The sequence below is a fragment of the Glutamicibacter sp. FBE19 genome (assembly GCF_015524875.1).
GTDB lineage: Bacteria > Actinomycetota > Actinomycetes > Actinomycetales > Micrococcaceae > Glutamicibacter > Glutamicibacter halophytocola.
The window spans coordinates 295,212-314,391 of the sequence record NZ_JACKQN010000003.1 but is presented as its reverse complement, the minus strand read 5'-3'; the positions used below and the strand labels follow the sequence as shown (position 1 = coordinate 314,391).

Here is a 19,180-nt window from a genome sequence, read left to right as displayed (position 1 = left end):
TTAAACCAACTTCAATAGCATGTTGACCAGTGCAATAACACCGAGGACGACGATAATTCCGCGGAGCCAGCCTGGAGAGAGTTTCCGGCCAATTTTCGCTCCGATGAATCCGCCAATCAGAGATCCCACGGCAATCAAAAGGACGATCAACCAGTTGATGCGTTCCGGAGCAATGATGAGGTACATCACTGCGGCCATAAGATTCACGATCAGCGACAAGATCACCTTGATCGCGTTGGACTGCTGCAGCGAAGCCTGCAGGAAGACACCGAAAACCGCCATGAGCAAGACGCCCTGTGCCGCGGTGAAATATCCTCCGTAGATGCCGATAACAAATACCAGCACATACAGGATCGCCGGCACCTTGGTTCGGTCCGCCTCATCCGGATCCGTCCCGCCCCGAGCTGCCTGGCGGGTTTTGGCCCACTTGGCCAACCTCGGCTGGAAGATCACCAGGATCAAGGCACAGACCAAGAGGACCGGCGCGACCACGCCGAATACTGATTCGGGCAAGTTCAGCAGCAGCAACGAGCCGATCAGGCCGCCGATGAGGGATACCGGAACCAGCTTGAGCAGCGTCCTCTTCACGCTTGCTGCTTCTTTGCGATAGCCCCAGGCACCAGAGAATCCGCCAGCGACCAGGCCCATCGCATTAGAAACTACCGCGTTGACCGGCGCAGTCCCCAAAGCGACAAGAATCGGGAACGTAACCAGGGAACCGGACCCGACCACAGTGTTGATCGTTCCAGCCCACAGGCCGCCAATGAAGATGAGGGCTTCACGCCAAAACTCAACCACGCAGAAGCTTCCCCTCTAGAGTGTTCAATTACGCGCCAGCAAATGCCGAATAGCGTCCACCTTCACGGCGAAGCTTCAATTTCATTCCGTAGGTCTTTTCCAGATTCTCTTCGGTGAGCGTGGAATCAATCTCGCCAGCGGCGACCACCTGTGCATCACGCATCATCAAGATGTGGGTAAAGCCGGCAGGAACTTCTTCGAGATGGTGTGTCACCAACACAAGTGCAGGAGCGTCCTCATCGGCAGCCAGCTCCGCCATTTGGGCGACGAGTTCTTCTCGTCCGGCAAGATCCAGGCCCGCAGCTGGCTCATCCAGGATCAGGAGTTCAGGATCCGTCATCAGCGCACGGGCAATCAGCACCCGCTTGCGCTCGCCTTCAGAAAGATTGCCGAACGGCTGGTTCATGAACGTCGACATGCCCCATTCATGGAGCAAACGGAAGGCACGGCGTTCATCAAGTTTTTCGTACTTCTCGCGCCAGCGGCCAGTCATGCCGTACGCTGCGGTCAGAACTACGTTTAATGCCTTTTCGTTGGCTGGAATAGAGTTGGCGACCAACGCCGAGCTCAAGCCAATCAGGGGACGAAGATCAAACACTGATACTCGTCCCAAGCGTTCGCCAAGAATATCGGCGGTGCCTCGGGTGGGGTGCAACCGAGTGGCTGCGATATTCATCAAGGTAGATTTGCCGGCACCGTTGGGGCCGATAACAATCCACCGCTGTCCTTCTTTAACTTCCCAGGACACGTCCTTGAGCAGTTCTTTTCGCCCGCGTACCACGCTGACATCTTTGAAAGTTAGCACTTCGCTCATGGTATTCAAGACTAGACTTTTCGTTGCTGTTTCACTAATTGAATCACCCGCATTCCCCCGATTATTCGCCGTTCACCTCTGTCATGTTTGGTCGTAATTGCTGAATCATTGAAAAATGGAGGCATGGCTTCTTCACTGGTTTTTGTCTCCCGCCCGTCCTTCCCGCGCCAACAGTTCCTGGCTTTGCTGGACCTGGCGGCAGCAGAACAGCTGATTCCACAAGGGCTGGAGCTCTCGATCAAAACCAGCGAAGAACGACTGGTAGCCAAGGTGCACTACACTGGCGGATCACCTGATCGGCTTCAACAGCTCGCCACTGAATTCATTGACCGGCACGTCACGGCCGGAACGCTGGCCTATGCCGATATGTGCCTGGCCGTAGTGCCAGAAGAGGTCGCTTCGGCCCCGCAACTGCTGCTACTCATGGATGTGGACTCCACGCTGATCAAGCAGGAAGTCATCGAATTGCTGGCAGCCCATGCCGGGCGGGAAAAAGAGGTAGCTGAAGTTACCGAAGCTGCCATGCGCGGTGAACTGGATTTTGCCCAATCGCTGATCCAGCGTGTAGCAACCCTCAAGGACCTGCCGGACTCGGTTCTGGCGGAAGTCGGAGAGCGCATCATCTTCTCCGACGGCGCGCCTTCATTGGTTCGCCGTTTCCATGCCGCGGGCCACAAGGTTGCTGTCGTTTCCGGTGGATTCCAGCAAATCCTCGACCCGCTGGCCTCAACGCTCAACCTGGACCATGCCTTGGCCAACACGCTTGGCATCACCGACGGAGTGCTTGACGGCACGGTTCATGGGGAAATTGTTGATCGCCAGATGAAGGAGACGAAGCTTCGCGCTTGGTCCGAAGAGCACCAGATCCCATTGAATGCGACGATCGCTGCCGGTGACGGTGCCAATGACCTGGACATGGTGGCGGCAGCGGGCCTGGGGATCGCTTTCAACGCCAAGCCAGCACTGCGTGACAAGGCAGATGTTCGCCTGGATTTCGGCCGACTCGACGTGATCGCTGATCTCGTACTGGATGACTTGAACTAAAAGATTCCAACAACTCGATAACAATTGAGGTGAATAGAGTCTCTCTGCGCGTCTATCGGTTGTTCCAGCGGTTAGTATTTTCACTAGACGCCCCAATGGCCTGTGGTAGATACCTCGACCAAGCGGCTAAATCCTAACGCTTTTCGAAAGAACACTAAAACCAGTGCAGACCCCTCCTCAGGACAGTACCCCCACTACGTCTACGAATCCCTCGCACAATAAGAAGAAGCCCAAGAGCAAGGCCAAGCCTTGGATCATTGGCGGTTCATGTGCGGTGGCCGTAGTCGCGGCGTACTTCGGCGCAGCTGCTTTTGTCAGCTCGCAAGTTCCAGCCAACGCCACGATTGCCGGTGTCAATATCGGCTCGATGAACAGTGACGAGGCGCGTGCTGAAATTGAGCGAGTGGTCTCGCCCTTGGCGCAGGAGCCCATTGAAGTCAAGGTTAATGGCGAGGACTACACGGTAGACCCTGCCAAGGCAGGTCTGAGCCTCAACGTCGACGACACAGTCAAGGACTTGACTTCCTATGTCGTCAATCCCGTGAAGCTCTACGAGCGCCTGGCTGGTGACTATGAAGTCATCCCGGAGTTGAATGTTGATCAGCAGAAACTGTCCGAACAGATTGAGGCTTTGGCGAAAAAGGCCAACGCTGAGGTCACCGAAGGCAAAATCGAATTTGCCGATGGTGCAGCAAAGCTTTCAAAGCCTGTCGACGGGGTGGTCTTGGACAACGAAGCTGCCATTGAAAAATTCAGTGAAGACTGGTCGATTGCAGGTCCCCCGATTGAGCTGCCCGCAGAAGTAGTCAAACCGCAGATTTCATCGGATACGCTGCAGAAATTCTACGACGATCAAGTGAAGTCGTTGCTCAAGGGCGACGTGGAACTTGTTTCCGGGGACAAGAAGGCCAGCCTCTCCCCGGCATCGATTGCGGCAGCTGCGTCCTACGCACCGAAGGATGGGGCTCCTGCCCTCACCCTTGACGACAAAAAGCTGTATAAAGCTGCCACCAGCAATTCAGATCTGTCCAGCACCGCGAAAGACGCAAAGATCGTCCTGAAGGGCGGAAAGCCCTCCATCCAGGCGTCCACCAAGGGCATCTCGCTGGAAACGGAGGGCCTAGGCGCCAAGGTGCTCGCCGCCAGCGCGACCGAGAACCGCACTGCCGAAGTCAAGATGACTGAAAAGGAAGCGGATTTCACCACTGCCGAGGCAAAGAAGCTGGGCATCAAGGAACCAATCGTCGAATTCTCGACCCCCTATCCTGCTTCGGACACCGTGCGCACCAAGAACCTCAAGGCTGGCGCGGCACGCGTCACCGGCGTCGTGGTGAAGCCCGGAGAACGGTTCTCGCTGCTTGATACCTTGGGCCCGATAACCGTGGCCAACGGATACTTCAGCTCCGGCGTTGTTGAGAACGGCTTCAGTGCCGAAGCAGTCGGTGGAGGACTCTCGCAGATTTCCACGATGATGTACAACGTCGGGTTCCTGGCCGGCTACGACGACATTACCCATAAGCCGCACTCCCGCTGGTTCGACCGCTATCCAGCCGGTCGCGAAGCCACCCTGTGGGAAGGGCAGATCGATATGATCTGGGAGAACAACACCCCTTATGGCGTGCTGGTGCAGGCATGGGTATCAGACGATGCCGTACACACTCGACTGTGGTCGACCAAGTACTGGGATGTGTCGCAGAAGAGCTCTGGTAAGTACAACCAGACGGACCCCGAGACCAAATACAATACCGCCGAGAAGTGCGTGTCCGAATCCGGTGGCAAGAAGGGCTTCACCATCGATATCACTCGCTACCGCGAAACCTTCGACGGTTCAAAGAAACTCCCCGCCGAGACCAAGAGCTGGACTTACAGCCCTTGGCACAAGATCGTGTGCGGCGAAAAGCCATAGCAGTTCAGATTGGCCAATGCCGGGCACCTTCCATGGAAGGTGCCCGGCATTGATCTTTAATCACCGCGCAAAAACAGCTGGTGCCCAGCTCCCTGAACGGGAGGAAGGCACCAGCTGTTTGCTGTTGCTGACGAATCAGCCCTGGACTACTTGCCGGACTGCTTCAGGAAGTCTCCTGCGCCACCGACCAGCTCGGTGTAGCCGGTCTCGACGTCGGCAAATACCATCTTGGCTACTTCGGCGCCGAATTCCTCAACGGAGTAGAGCTTGCCAGCGGCCTCGCGGCGGGCATCAATGGCACCTGGCTCCATGCGATTCAACAACGTAGCGGTAATGGTTCCCTCGATCATGTCGCCGGAGACAACAACAAAGCTGATGTTCTTTTCGGCCAGCTGGGGGATCATTTCGCGCAGTGCATCTTCACCGGCACGCTTGGACTTCGCCACCGCGTCATAGGCGTCCATGGTGGAAACTTCGTTGATGAAGTGTGCCTGGTGGCTGGTCACGAAGACCACGCGTCCGCCATCAGACATTTTTGGCAATGCTGCTTCCAGCATGGCCACCTGGGCGTCCCGATTCAGGCGCAGGGCGTAGTTCTCCCCCATCGAGGTTTCCATGCCGCCGGAAGCATTCAGAACAACTACGTCCAGGGATCCGAAGTTCTCCACGGCTGCATCAACCAAGGCCGCCGGACCTTCCGGGGTGGTCAAATCGGCGCCAACGGCTACTGCCTTGCCGCCCTTTTCCTCGATAGCGGCAACGATCTTGTTAGCACGCGGTGCCTTGGCACGGTAATTCACCACAACACCGATGCCCTGTTCAGCCAGCAGCTGCGCGGTAACCGCGCCAATGCCACGGGAGGAACCGGTAACTACGGCACCTTTAAATTCGCTCATCTTGAATGTTCTCCTTGGATCTTAGGGAAAATTGAATCTCGTGCAGCATTCTGCGCTGCAGGAAAGCTCTTTAGTGGCCCATTCCCAGGCCGCCATCGACAGGAATTATGGCACCCGAAATGTAGGCTGCCTCATCGCTGGCGATCCAGCGAACCACGTTGGCAACCTCTTCAGGCTCGGCGAAACGGTTGGCCGGGATATTAGACAGGTAGTCTTTCTGGGTTTCTTCAGGCAGCACGGCGGTCATCTCCGTGTTGATGAAGCCTGGCGCCACCACGTTGGCCGTAATGCCACGCGAGCCAAGCTCGCGGGTCAGCGAACGGGCGATGCCTACCAGGCCGGCCTTGGATGCGGCATAGTTGATCTGCCCCGGGGAGCCGTAGAGGCCAACCACCGAAGAAATCAGGACAACGCGGCCCCGCTTCAGTCGCATCATGCCCTTGGTGGCTCGCTTGATGACGCGGAAGGCGCCGGTGAGGTTGGTATCGATCACCGAGGTGAAGTCGTCTTCGCTCATGCGCAGCAGCAAGGTGTCCTTGGTGACACCTGCGTTAGCGACCAGTACTTCAACCGGGCCGTGGGCCGCTTCGACCTCTTTGAATGCCTCATCAATGGTGGCGCTGTCGGTGACATCTGCCTTAACGCCCAGCAGGCCGGCGGGAACCTCGCCGCTGCGGTAGGTGATGGCTACCTTGTCGCCGTTGGCCTCGAAGGCACGGGCAATAGCAAGGCCGATGCCGCGGTTGCCGCCGGTAACGAGGACGCTGCGGCCAGTGGTTGGTTCCGTAGTCAATGTATTTCTCCATTCATGCGTTGGCGCGAGCACGACAAATCGTGTGACTGAGGCCTCGACTAACGCACTTTGCCTAGTTAAGTAGCTTCTCCGTGATCAATCCTATTAGTTACTGCCCAGTTTTACCGCTTCGACAGCGCGTAGAAATTACACTCTCGGTGCCACAAGTGAGACAATGGAAGCAGTTTCTGTACAGCAAAGCGAAGTCTTCTACATGTCATCTCAACCCACGAATCACGATTCGCGTGAACCTGAAGTTCACCGCATCACTGAAGCCCGGGAATCGCATACTTCCGAGCGCGATAGCCGTGTGCGCAAATACACGATTTCGATGACTGTCCGAATGATCTGCTTCATTCTCGCGTTCTTCTTTGACGGTTGGCTTCGCTGGGTATTTATCGCTGGCGCCGTCATCCTGCCGTATATCGCTGTGGTTGTTGCCAACGGCGGCGCGGATTTGACCAAGCGCGAGCCGCCAGCCGAGTTTTACACGGACCCTGAACCCGGACAGCTGCCAGCTCCACCGGCATCCGCAGAACCATCGGAAACGGAAGCTGAAGTCATTGACGGCACCTTTGCTGATCAGCCAAGCAACCCACCCAAGGAGGACTAGTGGATTTATTAGGTTCACTGGGACAGCCGCAAGCCAGCACCGAGGTCCAGTGCTCGCGCAAGGGCTGCCGCAACCGTGCCGAGCACCAGCTGCTTTGGAACAACCCAAAAATCCACACCCCCGAACGCCGCAAAATCTGGCTGGCTTGCCCTGAGCATCTGGACTGGCTGGAGACGTACCTGAAAGAGCGCCTGCTCTACCGGCAAACCCTGCCATTGCCAGGAACTACTGGAGGCACCGAGTAAATGTACCGGTTTCTAGCAAGCACCCGCTGGGTGGGCTGGTTGATTTTGGTAGCCATTTTCGCCACAGCCTGCGTGAGCCTGGGCAACTGGCAGGCCAACCGCAGGGAACAGGTCCTCACTGGCATTGAACGAGTTAACCGCAATTATTTCGCCGACCCGGTCTCAGGCAGACAGGCTCTCGAGAAATTCAACCAGCTTCCCGAAGAGAAAACCTGGATGACGGCCAAGCTCACCGGAAGCTACCTGCCCGGCGATACCCTGATCGTGAGGAATCGCATCAAGGCTGGACGCCCGGGCTACGAAGTGCTGGTGCCCTTCAAGACCACGCAGGGCGAAGTTGTCATCATTGACCGCGGCTACCTGCCGATTGGCGATGAGCAAAGCGGACACCCCGACTCCATCCCGGCCCCGCCTTCGGGAGAAGTGACGGTGCTCGCTCGGCTGAAGCCTGGTGAAGTGCGCTTGGACCGAGGCGCCCCAGAAGGGCAGATCGCATCAATCCAGCTAGAGGATTATGCGCAGCAGGTCGACTATGGCATCGCCCAGGGCGCTTACGGCATCATGTACCAGGAAGATCCTGCCCCGTCCGTCACGCCTCAGCCGCTGGATGCGCCGGATATGGACGAGGGTCCCCACCTCTCCTACGAATTCCAGTGGTACGCCTTCGGAGTTCTCGCTTTTGTCGGTTTCTGGTATGCCGCCAGGCAGCAGAAGAAGTTGAACGCCGAGGACGCAGCCGAGCTGGCTGAAGCACGTGCGTTGGGCTTTGACGAACCGGTGCACAAGGTGCGCAAGGTGCGGGCCAAAGCGGAGAAGAAGTTCCGGCGCGACGGTTCCTTGACCGATGAAGCCATCGAAGATGCAATGCTTGATGAGGCGCCAGAACCACCCAGCGATCTTCGCTAATCGGCTCTAGGAGTCCGGGCTCATGGCGCCCAGCGAATGCCCTCCTGGCCGCAACCCCCAGTTTCATCCTGGGGAGTAACCGCCGCAGCGCAGGAAGCATCAATCAGCGTGCGCTGCCCTACCGGCTCTTCGAGCTCCAGCGTGTAGGGAACTGTTTCGTTGGACTGGCAGGTTTGAGGTGCGCCGGTCAGCGGTTCCACCACCATGCCGATGGTGATATTTTCTTCGCCGTAGTCAATTTGGGCACCAGTAATCCCGCCGGTCACCCCTGAACCGCAGGCAATGCGCATCACCCCGAGATCAAGGCTTGTGCTCTTGGAGGTCACCGCCGAGGAATCCATCAGGCTCCATTGCGCGTTCACCGCATCGGATGTTTTCTGCACGCATCCAGAGGCTGCAAGCGTGGCCAGCAAAAGGCCTGCGGCGAGAACATCCATTCGGCGTCCAGATAAACTCATGGCTTGGCACAACCCCTTCTAGCGGTGTCAGGCCAAGCCTATGAGTTTTCTTGTTGGGCTGCTAGGCCTAGGTCAGCGACACGAGCTCAAGGTAGTCTTCGCTGAACAAGTCCTCGTCGCCATCGGGCAGGATCACGACGCGCTCTGGCTTCAAGGACATCACAGCGCCTTCATCGTGGCTGACCATTACCACGGCGCCCGGGAAGGTCGACAAAGCGCCAAGCACTTCCGCGCGCGAGGCCGGGTCCAGGTTGTTGGTAGGCTCATCGAGCAGCAGCACGTTGGCGCTGGATGCCACGATAGTTGCCAGTGCCAGGCGGGTCTTCTCGCCACCGGAGAGCACCCCGGCGGGCTTGGAGACGTCATCGCCAACAAACAGGAACGAACCGAGGATCGAGCGCACATCGGCATCGTTGAGGTGATCCGGGGCATTGCGACGCATATTTTCCAGCACCGTGGCCTCGGGATCCAGGGTGTCGTGCTCCTGGGCGAAGTAGCCGATCTTCAAGCCATGGCCGGGAACGATCTTTCCGGTATCGGGCTCGGCCACGCCCGCGAGCATGCGCAGCAAGGTGGTCTTGCCGGCACCGTTCAGGCCCAGGATGACGACCTTGGAACCACGGTCGATAGCCAGCGACACGTCGTTGAAGATCTCCAGCGAGCCATAGGCCTTGGACAATCCTTCGGCCATCAACGGGGTCTTGCCGCAGGGCGCCGGATCCGGGAAGCGCAGGGCCGCGACCTTGTCCGAAGCGCGCTCTTCCTGCAGGCCCGAGAGCATGCGGTCAACACGCTTGAGCATGGACTGCGCCGCCGAGGCACCCGAGGCACGAGCCTTCATGCGGGTTGCCTGGGTCAGCAGCACGGAGGCCTTCTTTTCAATGTTGGCACGCTCGCGCTTGCGGGCACGCTCATCGGTTTCACGCTGGATCTTGTAGCGCTTCCAGTTCATGTTGTAGACATCAACAACACCGCGGTTGGCATCAAGGTTCAGGACCTTGTTGACGGTTTCTTCCATCAAGCCGGTGTCGTGGCTGATCATCAGCACACCGCCCGGGTAGTTCTTGATGAAGTCACGCAGCCAGTTGATCGAGTCGACGTCCAAGTGGTTGGTCGGCTCGTCGAGCAGCAGGGTTTCAGCGTCCGAGTAGAGAATCCGGGCCAATTCCACACGGCGGCGCTGGCCACCGGAAAGGGTGCGCAGCGGCTGCTCCAGAATGCGGTCCGGCAAGTCCAGGTTGGCGCAGATCGCCGCGGCTTCAGATTCCGCGGCGTAGCCGCCGGCAGCAATGAATTCTGCTTCCAGCCGGTCATAGCGGCGCATGGCCTTGGCCGACACGGCAGGGTCGTCGCTGGCCATTTCATCGCGGTTCTGGGCCAGCTTGCCCAGGACAACGTCCAGGCCGCGGGCGCCGAGAATGCGGTCGCGGGCCAGCTGCTCCATATCCGGGGTCTTCGGATCCTGGGGCAGGTAGCCAATGGAGCCCTTGTGGGTCACATCTCCGCTGGTTGGCTGGGTCTCGCCGGCGAGGACCTTGGTCATCGTCGTCTTGCCGGCACCGTTGCGTCCCACCAGTCCGATCTTGTCGCCCTTGTCGATGCGGAAGTTCACTTCGTCCATCAGCAAGCGGGCGCCGACGCGTAGCTCAAGGTTGGCTACGGAAATCATATGGTGTGGACCTTTCACGCGGTGGCACAAATCTATGCCCATTAATTGGGCAACTTAACTAGTCTACCGGCCAAAGGCCCAGGCACTGGCGGAAAGTGCATAAACTAACAGTCCAGCGCGCATTTTTGACCGGCTACTGCCCCGGTTGGGAGCGGTAATCCTTCATTTGAATCAACCGGCGGCGCAGCGAACCTTCTCGGCGAAGGTCCCCTCCGCTGGTCTTGTCGATGTGCTCCTTGCCAAAACGCCACAGCAGGACGTCGTCCAGCAGGCGGTCTGGGCCCGGCGAATAGCGGTGGTCCAATGCCGCGCGAACGTCGGTGACCACGTTGGCGTCCAGCAACTGCGCCAGTTGCCAGGTCTGGTTGATTTCGTGCGCATCGAGCAGTTCGGAGGCCCAAGACCAATCGTCGTCGCGTTTGCGGTCAACGTGCGGCAACAGGGTCTGCCAGATTTCACCAATCTTTTCGCCTGATAACGGCTCGGCTCCGGCACCCTGCTGGTCGTGGTAGCCGTTGAGCCGGTGGTACAGCTCATTGATATCGGTGAAGTAGTCTTCAACCGTTTCAAGCATGGCCGCGGTGGCGGTGAAGTGCCGGTCAATCTGCGGGTTCCAGGCGGCTTCGCCGGGATGCTTGAAGCGGATGTCGTGTTCCATCTCGCTCCAAGCGTGCTGGAGCACCGTGCGGATCTGGACTTCAAAGACGAAGTTTCCGCTGGCAACCACCGGCTTTCCCAGGGCTTCCTGGAATTTCCGCACGGTTGGTTCGCTGCGGGTTTTGAGCAGCAGGTGCCGCGAAGAGTACCCGTAGGTCCCCGACTCGACTGAACCGATATCCTTCTCGCGATCGCTGCGGCAGTCGAAGGAGTCCCGGTGGGATTTGATCAGGCTTGCGACCTGCTGGATTTCATGAGGCAGCATCACGATGATGCGAATGCCGACCATGTCGTGGATTTCGCGCAGCGGGTTGGGGAATTCGAGCACCGGAGCGCTCTCGCTGGTTTCCTGCAGCCGGCGCGAAGCCTTCGCACGGAAGGACTGCGCAGATTTGACCCGGCCGGTGATGAACAAGGGCTGGACTTCGCTTTGCGCAAAGAGCCTGCGGATCTTCGCCTTCATGGCAGACATGACGGTATTCAGCTCGCCAGTGACAGACTTGTACTGTTCAACGGAGTTCTCGATGTGCTCGGAGAACTCATCGTTCCTTGGCTCATGCTGGGATTCCGTCATAACTGCCTCCTCGTTACTGAATTGCTTGTTGCTTTGCAGTCCTCATGCTCCGTGTTGCGCCGGCCGGGGTGATTCTGGAAGAAACTACGGACGGCTCAGGCGCTTGGCCATGTCGTCAAACAGCGGAGCCTTGTCGTCGGTGGCCTTCTTCTGCTCGGCCACCGGCTCGGCAGCGGTCTTGGCCTTCTGGGCATTCTGCTTGATCGGGGTGACCTTGGCATCCGCGCGTGCGCTGGCGATGCCTTCGGCGCGAGCACGGGCCAAGGCATCCTGGTGTTCCTGCTCGATCTCGGCCATGCGCTCGTCTTCAGCGGTTTTGGCGTCGTTCAACGCGGCGCTATAGCCATCGTCGTAGGCCACGCCGTACTTCTGGGCATTTTCCTGCTCTTCGTCGTACTCAAGATCGGCACGGAGCTTGGCGGCTTCAGACTTCTTCTGGTACATGTGCACGGTCAAGTGGGTAATGGCCAAAAGGACGATTGGCGGCATCGCGGCGACCAGGGCCGAAACCAGGGCGGGCACGCCGTTCTCAATCGAGTCAACGGTCAAGATGGCGTGCGTGGAGTTCGCTGCGGTGGAAACAATGGCGCCGAAGAACAACAGCGACCAAGGGTAGATCATGGCCTTGCGGTTGAATCCGTTCAAGGCGACGATGGCCACCGTGGCGGCGACGATCATGCCGTCGATGATGATTGGCCAGATCCAGGCCAGCCGCGGGCTGATGCCCGAGCGCTCGGCCAAGTCGGTAAGTGCGGCGAAAGAGAGCACGAATGCGCCGATGGCGATCAGGACCGTCGCGCCGACGGCCGTGCCTAGGACTGCCTTGTGCGGTTCGTTCGGGACCTCAAGCTTATTTTCTTCCATGCTGCTGGGCAGACCTAACTTCTCAGTATTCGGATGTGTCGTCGAAGGCGAGTGTGATGACCCCAGCGCATAGGTCCAAAGCCACCAGATTCTATTTTAGCCCCTAATGATTAGTGCTGATGCTCTCTGATTGACATGGCCCGGCGATCAATAAAACCGGTTCCGGTAGCCTTCCCGGCCAGCCCGCGGTGATGGGAATCAGCGAGGAAGAAAACCACGCTCACCGCGATATAGGCGGTGACCAGCATGTTCAAAATCGGGTATGGGCTGACATCCGTGAGGCTGGTGGAAATTTGGAACAGGAAAGTGATTCCGCCAAATCCAAGGATGCTGCGGATCAGCGCCCGGGGCGCCGAGGCGGGGACAGAGCCGGGGCCAGCAACCATCAACCACGCGCAGCGCTGTCCCAGCGAGGCCCGGCCTGGGCTCATGCTGGGAAGCAGGAAGACGAAGAACACGACCACCAGCGGAATCCAGAAATTCATCAAGCGTTCATTGGTGGCTGGCCCGCCCAGTCTTTCGACCAGCGACAGGGCACCGGTGATCGCAAAGACGGCCCCTGTGGTGATGGCCGCGTCAAAGACGTTGGCCAATGCCCGCCGGGCACGGGTAACCCTGCGAGGAGCCGCATAGCGTGCATCGCCTTCCTTGGGACCGGTGAGGAAACTGAAGATGGGCAGGTACGCAAGGATGGCACCAAGAAGCGCCCCCGCGGTATTCATGATCAGGTCGTCGACATCGGCTACCCGGTAGGCGCAGTTGTACAGGCCCCAAATTCCGGTGTACTGGGTAAGCTCGATCGCCAGCGAAGCGGCAAAGCCCAGCACCATGCCGGTGAAGACGTTCCCGCGCAACCAGCGCACGGCCAGGATGCCCAGCGGTATGAACAAGATGATATTGAACAAAATTTGCCACAGCACGAAGCTCGTAGCGAATCCGCGAAGCCCCAATTCAGCGATCGCTGCCCTGAATTCATACAGGAAATGTCCGGGATCCGTTTGGGTGATCCCCATCCCGCTGTAGCAGGCCGCTTGGCGGGTCGCGGGCAACGGCAGCATGGTGTAGCTGAACAGGCCAAACCCGTAGATCGCCGCCATAGCTGTGGTGATGGTGCGGCGCCAAGACAGCCGGCCGTGGCGCCGGTATTGCACGGCCAACAGGAAGACTCCCGCAGCACCGAGAAACAGGGCGGCACCCAGAACTGCTATGGCCGCAGGCCAAATCATCGTTTGCATAGTTCTATCTAAGCCGACGGTTCGAGGAAGAACCTGTGCTGGGGCGTGTGATCTTGGCTATTGCATTTTGCCTTGATGTGAAGATCCGGCAGGACCGGCCGGGCCTGCAAGAATGCGCCGGGTTTTGGCATCAAAGCGGAACAGGCCGGCAAACAGCAGCACCGCCAATGCTCCGGCGAAGGAGCGCATCATCCACGCCGAGTGCCATTGCTCGATGGAGAGCTGGTCGACAAATACAGCCACCAGAATGAGGCTGGAGACGTAGATCATCAATTTTTCCGAAGACCAGGACACCCGATGGGAAATCACGAATAATGCCATAAGCCACAAGATGTACCACGGCTGAATTATCGGCGCGAGAAGAACCACGGCCGACAGCGACCAGGCGGCCAATCGCACCGGATTCGAGATGTCTTTGGACAACGCCAGCCGCGCAACAATGATCAGCGCCAGCGCCTGGAACGCCGCCACCACCAAGCCATTGACGAATCCGATGTCTGCCCCGAGAATCCCCGCCAGGTTGCTCACACTCCACCCGATCAACCCCACCGGAGCATATGGAAACGCAGCGCTTCCAGCGCTGAACATCGCAGGCAGCCAGCCAAACCACAGGTTGGTCAGTGCTCCAACGATGCTCAGCCAAATGAGAGTGAGTACGAGTACTTTGGCCCACACGGACCAGCGGGCACGCTTCGATGGGTTCTTGCCGAGAACAATCAAGCCAAGGAACGGCAGAACAAGCAATACGATCGGCTTGACCGAAATGGCAATCGACAAAGCCAAAGTCGAGGCCACGGGCCGGCGATCGTAGGCGTAGGCCATGGCGCAGAAAACTCCGGCAATCATCAGCGCGTCATTGTGAACGCCACCGATCATGGTCAGCAGGAACAGCGGGTTGCCCACGATGGCCCAGTTGGCCCAGGTCGGGTTCTGGCCCATTTTATTGGCAAGTTTTGCCGTGAAGTGAAAGCAGCCAATCACGCCGAGCATTGCGACAACGCGCAACAGCCCCACTCCGATTTCTGGAATGCCATTGGAGGCGAAAAAGATGATGCGGGCCAGCACCAGGAAGAACGGGCCATATGGCGAAGGCGATTGCGCCCAGAGGCCGTCGGAGCCTCCATCAAACCAGCCCGGCAGGGCCGAGATGCCCTCGGCATACGGTGATTTGCCTGCGTGCAGCATCCTCCCTTGGGCAAGATAGGAATACACATCGCGGCTGAGAATCGGAAAGCTGAACATCAACGGAGCTGCCCACATGCCCAACAGCCGTCCCAGTTCCTTATGGGTGACACCCGTGGCACCTTGCACGCGTGGCCTGGTGACAATCCACGTTCGGGTCAACCACACCATGCCCAACGCCATCAGGATAATGCACGTGATGACGCCGCTGGCATCGGTCCGGAATTCGATGAAGAACCCGCTGCGGGCCAGCGGGGAAAGCTGGTTGCGCGGGAACCAGCCAATCCCCCAGGAAGCCACGGTGATCATCGCCGAGGCGGCAAATCCCTGCCATCCCAGTGAGCGCAGGCTCTCCCCCAAGAGCATCCGGTTAATTGCCAACACCGCCACTAGGCCTTCTTCGGCTTCTTCAACCAGTTGGTGGAGCTCAGAAGGTCAGGGCAGATGGTCTTGGTTTTTGGATCGAAGAAGACCAGGTAGACGGCGCAGGCAATCGAAATGCCCCACGAAATCATCTGGACACGCGGCACCAGGGAATCTTGGAGGAACTGCCAAACGAAGATCTGGTCGGCTGCCTGATAGGCCAGGAAGAAGATCGTGGTCAGGTGGAGCCATAGCATTTGCCAGTCATCGCGCAGGCCCGTGGCGGCGAAGAACGGCAGGAGCCACAGCAAGTACCAGGGCTGGATCACCGGCGAGAGGACAACGATCGCGGAGAACGCGATGGCCATGCGCTGCACCAGATGGGAATATTTGCCTCGGAACATCAGCACGATCGCCATCAGTACGCCGATAAGCCGTCCCGCGGTCTTGATGACCGATAGCACGCCGTCCGATTCCCATCCGAAGGATTGGAAGATGCTTGAAATGGCGACGGTCATCAGGCCCAGCGGGGCAAAGATCGAGAAGCCGGCCCCGGTGTAGTTGAGCATGACATCCAGCCAGCCGAACCAGTATCCGTTGAGCCACCCGACAGCGGTCATGAGGGCCAGGAAGATCATGCCCGAGTAGAACCAATACAGGATGCGGCGGGGCCACGTGGCATTCGGCCCGGCCCAGAGCAGGCCGATGAACGGCAGCAGGACCAGGGTGATGGGCTTGACGCCAATGGAAGCAGCCAGGACAACAATCGCCCAGAATCCATGCCGCTTGCACGCAAGATAAACCGCCCACACGGACAGGCCGGTCATCAGCGCGTCGTTGTGGGCGCTGGCAACAAAATTCACCAGGAACAGCGGATTCGCAACGGTCATCCACGCAGCTTTTGCTCCCGGAACAGAATGCAGTTCGGCCAGCTTCGGCACAAAGTGCAGGCAGAGCAATACCCCGATGAACGCGATCGCCCTGAAGGCGAGAATCGCAGCATCTGTCGAACCGCCAACAATGTTGACCACCAGGTATTCGATGGACAAGTACAAGGGCCCGTAGGGGGTGCCATCCTGGGCCCACATGGTGTCGGTGCCCAGCTGGAACCAGTTGTTCAGGCTGGAAATCCCGTCGACGTAAGGATCCTGCCCTGCGTCGACCAAACGTCCCTGTCCGATATAGGCGAAGACGTCGCGGCTCATGATCGGCAGCGCGACGAACATCGGTATGCTCCACAGCCAGACCGCCCGGCGAATGATCTTCAGGGATCCTTCACCCCAGTCGCGCAGTTTTTGGCCAAGCCGCCACCACGAGCGGAAGAGCAGCCAGCATCCAATGGCCAGCAGGATGACGCAAGTGATGACACCGGCGGCTTCGGTGCGCAGCATGATGAAAAATGGATCGCGGTTAAGCGGTGATACGCTGGCGAGCCACCCGGTTCCGAATGAGCCAAAAAGTAGCAGCGATGCACCAATGACGCCGCTGAGCAGCGTCCTGTTAATGCCAGCCTCGGGCTGGGAGCGCACTGCTTCTACGTTGCTGGCTGACACACTGACACCTCGTGCTGTAGCGGACAAAAAATCTGGTAAAACTTGGCCAACCACGCATCGGGATTCGCCATGCGAACAGGTGATTCAACGGCCGGGAATCTCAGACGATTTTAGCATCGCACCGCCTCTCAAAGCGGGCAGGACACTGTTTCCAAGCGCGCAATCACGCCGTGCGCTGCCCCACAGCCTGCCAGCGCGTGTAGATTGGTCATGTGGCTAGTAATTCAGAAAAAATTGTATGGATCGACTGCGAGATGACCGGCCTGGATCTGGTCAACGACGCATTGATCGAGGTAGCAGTGCTGATCACCGATTCAGAGCTGGTGGTCGTTGATGAAGGAATCCAGGTAGTCATCAAGCCCGAACCCGCGGCGTTGGCCCAGATGGACGACTTTGTGCGCAACATGCATACAGTCAGCGGCCTGCTCCCCGAGCTTGAGCAGGGCATCAACATGGACGAAGCCCAGCGCATCGTCCTCGACTACATCAAGCAGCATGTGCCCGAGGCCAAGAAGGCCTTGCTCGGCGGCAACTCGGTGGGCACCGATAAGAACTTCCTGGCACGGGACATGCCAGAGGTCATTGAGCACCTGCACTACCGAATCATCGACGTCTCCACACTGAAAGAGCTCAGCCGACGCTGGTACCCGGCTGCCCACTTCGAAGCCCCGGTGAAAACCGGCAACCACAGGGCGCTGGGCGACATCCAGGATTCCATTGACGAACTTCGCTACTACCGCGAATCCATCATGGTTCCAACACCTGGCCCCACCGTGGAAGAAGCACAGTTGATCGCTTCCAGGATTGCCCCGAACAGCTAGCAGCAGCCGCGATTGGGCTCCTGGGGTGCAGGTGACGCACTGCACAGCACCTTCAGGAGCTTCCAATTGGCATACAGCCGAGAATTATGTGTATAGTATTTCTCGTTGCCAGATACTGATCCAGGACTCAAAAGCGTTCTGACTAGTATCGAAGCAAACATGGTGGGTATAGCTCAGTCGGTAGAGCGTCTGGTTGTGGTCCAGAAGGTCGCGGGTTCAAACCCCGTTACTCACCCCAGGTCAGAAGGCTTGATTCGAAACTCCGGTTTCGAGTCAGGCCTTCTTTGCTTTCCGCGAGCCTTCGCCAACAGATTCCGTCCGAGAATAGACCTAGGCGACACACGAGCAGTTACCGCCTCGGAGGCACCTTGCGGGAAGCGGATCAACAAAATCCAGACGATGCAGCCGGGTCCAAACGCTGTCATTCAAAAAACTTTGCATCGATGTCGGATAACCAAAAATTCGATGTGCCCTGGGGAAATCCCCATTGGACAATTCATTAATTGAGCCGCTGGTCACATGCACCCCGATCCGCCATTCCTGATTGGTATTCAGCACACAATTGCGTGTATAGTATTTCTCGTTGCCAGATACACGACTTTTAGCCCTAAAGCTTCTGACTAGTATCGAAGTAAACATGGTGGGTATAGCTCAGTCGGTAGAGCGTCTGGTTGTGGTCCAGAAGGTCGCGGGTTCAAACCCCGTTACTCACCCCAGATCAAAAGGCTCGATTCAGAACTCCGGTTTTGAATCGAGCCTTTTGCTTGCCCTGCCTATCGCACCGCACCCAAAAATCGCAGGTCAAACCCGCCCTGCCGCCGGGCCCCCGCCAGAGGTTCGGCCCCGCTCCCCCTTCCGAAGCATCAGCAAGACGTAAAGCACCCACATGGTTGCAAGGGCAACGACAATTCCGATTGCGCCCCAGAGCAACGACGGCTCATCGACATAAAGAGTCGGAATCACCCGACCGGGCGCGAAAACAGCAAAAGCGCCGGCGACCATGGCACCGATCCACGAGCCAATCATGTTTCCGACATGCCCAGGAATATTGCCCCGCCGAATATTCACCACTCCGAGAGTTGTTGTTCCAAAAGTAAAAATTGCCAGCGCATGGAAAATCGTGAATCCCCCGCTAATGGTATAGATGAACATCCCGCTCACGCACACAAAATACATGGATATAACCCATGTGCGGCCGATCACCCGGTGGCGGATGTCCTTGCGCCTACGAAGAATATTGACCGGCGCCAGCAGAATGACGAGACTGGCTGAAATCGCATGAACAGCAATAATGATGTTCTCCATGGCCCTAATGTAATTCCGATCGGTTCGACGCGCACCCTTGGCAGCGCAATCCCATGGCCCGCTGAATGAACAGCTCCCGTCGCTTCGCCACCAACAGATACAGCTGGCGCACTGTCATGGCAACCTTCGGCGAGCGCCAAGCCGTCCCAACAGCGCATGTTGGTCGCATTGCGTCATTGGCATAAATGAAGTCGCGAAAGCCGTTGTGGCTATCTGCCCGGATCACTCTGGTTGCTCCGAGGTCTACAGCCAGTACCAGTGGCCAGATGCCCGCTGTCATTACTCGTGAGCGCTTAGCCGCGCTGGACATGAAAGAAACTGTCCAGGCTCTTAGCTCCCCCGGCGTTCGGGCTTTAGGCCACGCCGTGATTCAAGTCCGCCACCTGGGCAGGTTGACATCACTCCGCTGTTCGGCGAGCGCGGGCTTGAGTCGATTTCACAGCTGGCACGTTGGCTCTTTCCCGCGGGTTAAGTCATATTTCAG

At 58.2% G+C, this 19,180-nt stretch carries 18 protein-coding genes and 2 tRNA genes; 8 read left to right on the top strand and 12 right to left on the bottom strand.

What is annotated here, in order from left to right:
• Entirely contained in the window at positions 1 to 798 is a 798-nt protein-coding gene (locus tag H6F58_RS07425; RefSeq protein ID WP_195181496.1) for a sulfite exporter TauE/SafE family protein, read from the bottom strand.
• A 28-nt stretch (positions 799 to 826) separates the two neighbouring features.
• On the bottom strand, positions 827 to 1,612 hold the full coding sequence (locus tag H6F58_RS07420) for an ABC transporter ATP-binding protein (RefSeq protein WP_195181495.1): 786 nt from the start codon (positions 1,610 to 1,612) through the stop codon (positions 827 to 829).
• Between the two features lie 123 nt (positions 1,613 to 1,735).
• On the opposite strand from H6F58_RS07420, the gene serB reads away from it, so the two are divergent.
• Complete coding sequence (gene serB, locus H6F58_RS07415) at positions 1,736 to 2,656, top strand: phosphoserine phosphatase SerB (RefSeq protein WP_171919741.1); 921 nt, start codon at positions 1,736 to 1,738, stop codon at positions 2,654 to 2,656.
• 163 nt (positions 2,657 to 2,819) lie between these two features.
• A complete protein-coding gene (locus H6F58_RS07410; RefSeq protein ID WP_171919740.1) occupies positions 2,820 to 4,562 on the top strand; it encodes a VanW family protein in 1,743 nt (580 codons plus the stop codon).
• Positions 4,563 to 4,708: 146 nt separating this feature from the next.
• On the opposite strand, the gene H6F58_RS07405 is transcribed toward H6F58_RS07410, so the two are convergent.
• Together H6F58_RS07405 and H6F58_RS07400 are read right to left on the bottom strand one after the other, a co-directional pair.
• Entirely contained in the window at positions 4,709 to 5,458 is a 750-nt protein-coding gene (locus H6F58_RS07405; protein ID WP_060701553.1) for an SDR family oxidoreductase, read from the bottom strand.
• Positions 5,459 to 5,528: 70 nt separating this feature from the next.
• On the bottom strand, positions 5,529 to 6,251 hold the full coding sequence (locus H6F58_RS07400) for a beta-ketoacyl-ACP reductase (protein ID WP_171919739.1): 723 nt from the start codon (positions 6,249 to 6,251) through the stop codon (positions 5,529 to 5,531).
• A 214-nt stretch (positions 6,252 to 6,465) separates the two neighbouring features.
• Between H6F58_RS07400 and H6F58_RS07395 the strand changes: the two genes are divergently transcribed.
• The 3 genes from H6F58_RS07395 to H6F58_RS07385 are packed head-to-tail and all read left to right on the top strand — an operon-like array spanning position 6,466 to position 8,015.
• A complete protein-coding gene (locus H6F58_RS07395; RefSeq protein ID WP_171919738.1) occupies positions 6,466 to 6,864 on the top strand; it encodes a DUF3099 domain-containing protein in 399 nt (132 codons plus the stop codon).
• Positions 6,864 to 7,109 carry a hypothetical protein gene (locus tag H6F58_RS07390; RefSeq protein WP_060701550.1) on the top strand — a complete coding sequence of 82 codons (246 nt, stop codon included), beginning with the start codon at positions 6,864 to 6,866 and terminating at the stop codon, positions 7,107 to 7,109. Before H6F58_RS07395 ends, H6F58_RS07390 begins: the two co-directional genes overlap by 1 nt.
• The gene (locus tag H6F58_RS07385; RefSeq protein WP_171919737.1) at positions 7,110 to 8,015 is read left to right on the top strand and encodes an SURF1 family protein; all 906 of its coding nucleotides are present in this window, start codon (positions 7,110 to 7,112) and stop codon (positions 8,013 to 8,015) included.
• Between the two features lie 20 nt (positions 8,016 to 8,035).
• On the opposite strand, the gene H6F58_RS07380 is transcribed toward H6F58_RS07385, so the two are convergent.
• From H6F58_RS07380 to mptB (H6F58_RS07350), 7 genes are all read right to left on the bottom strand, one after another.
• Complete coding sequence (locus H6F58_RS07380) at positions 8,036 to 8,473, bottom strand: hypothetical protein (protein ID WP_195181494.1); 438 nt, start codon at positions 8,471 to 8,473, stop codon at positions 8,036 to 8,038.
• Between the two features lie 67 nt (positions 8,474 to 8,540).
• A complete protein-coding gene (locus H6F58_RS07375) occupies positions 8,541 to 10,142 on the bottom strand; it encodes an ABC-F family ATP-binding cassette domain-containing protein (RefSeq protein ID WP_146275084.1) in 1,602 nt (533 codons plus the stop codon).
• Positions 10,143 to 10,275: 133 nt separating this feature from the next.
• Entirely contained in the window at positions 10,276 to 11,373 is a 1,098-nt protein-coding gene (locus tag H6F58_RS07370; RefSeq protein WP_146275083.1) for a (p)ppGpp synthetase, read from the bottom strand.
• Positions 11,374 to 11,457: 84 nt separating this feature from the next.
• Entirely contained in the window at positions 11,458 to 12,237 is a 780-nt protein-coding gene (locus H6F58_RS07365; RefSeq protein WP_171920162.1) for a DUF2637 domain-containing protein, read from the bottom strand.
• A 110-nt stretch (positions 12,238 to 12,347) separates the two neighbouring features.
• On the bottom strand, positions 12,348 to 13,472 hold the full coding sequence (locus tag H6F58_RS07360; RefSeq protein WP_195181493.1) for a VanZ family protein: 1,125 nt from the start codon (positions 13,470 to 13,472) through the stop codon (positions 12,348 to 12,350).
• A 57-nt stretch (positions 13,473 to 13,529) separates the two neighbouring features.
• Positions 13,530 to 15,044, bottom strand: a complete 1,515-nt coding sequence (mptB, locus tag H6F58_RS07355) for a polyprenol phosphomannose-dependent alpha 1,6 mannosyltransferase MptB (RefSeq protein ID WP_195181492.1) — start codon at positions 15,042 to 15,044, stop codon at positions 13,530 to 13,532.
• The gene (mptB, locus tag H6F58_RS07350) at positions 15,044 to 16,570 is read right to left on the bottom strand and encodes a polyprenol phosphomannose-dependent alpha 1,6 mannosyltransferase MptB (RefSeq protein ID WP_060701542.1); all 1,527 of its coding nucleotides are present in this window, start codon (positions 16,568 to 16,570) and stop codon (positions 15,044 to 15,046) included. Before mptB (H6F58_RS07350) ends, mptB (H6F58_RS07355) begins: the two co-directional genes overlap by 1 nt.
• A gap of 212 nt (positions 16,571 to 16,782) precedes the next feature.
• On the opposite strand from mptB (H6F58_RS07350), the gene orn reads away from it, so the two are divergent.
• The 3 genes from orn (at position 16,783) to H6F58_RS07335 (ending at position 18,107) form a co-directional block, all read left to right on the top strand.
• Complete coding sequence (gene orn, locus H6F58_RS07345; RefSeq protein WP_195181491.1) at positions 16,783 to 17,391, top strand: oligoribonuclease; 609 nt, start codon at positions 16,783 to 16,785, stop codon at positions 17,389 to 17,391.
• A 162-nt stretch (positions 17,392 to 17,553) separates the two neighbouring features.
• Positions 17,554 to 17,629, top strand: a tRNA-His gene (locus H6F58_RS07340).
• Positions 17,630 to 18,031: 402 nt separating this feature from the next.
• Positions 18,032 to 18,107 (top strand) — tRNA-His (locus tag H6F58_RS07335).
• 85 nt (positions 18,108 to 18,192) lie between these two features.
• Here the strand turns inward: H6F58_RS07335 and H6F58_RS07330 are convergent.
• Positions 18,193 to 18,696 carry a DUF2306 domain-containing protein gene (locus H6F58_RS07330; RefSeq protein ID WP_146275079.1) on the bottom strand — a complete coding sequence of 168 codons (504 nt, stop codon included), beginning with the start codon at positions 18,694 to 18,696 and terminating at the stop codon, positions 18,193 to 18,195.
• Positions 18,697 to 19,180: the final 484 nt, after the last annotated feature.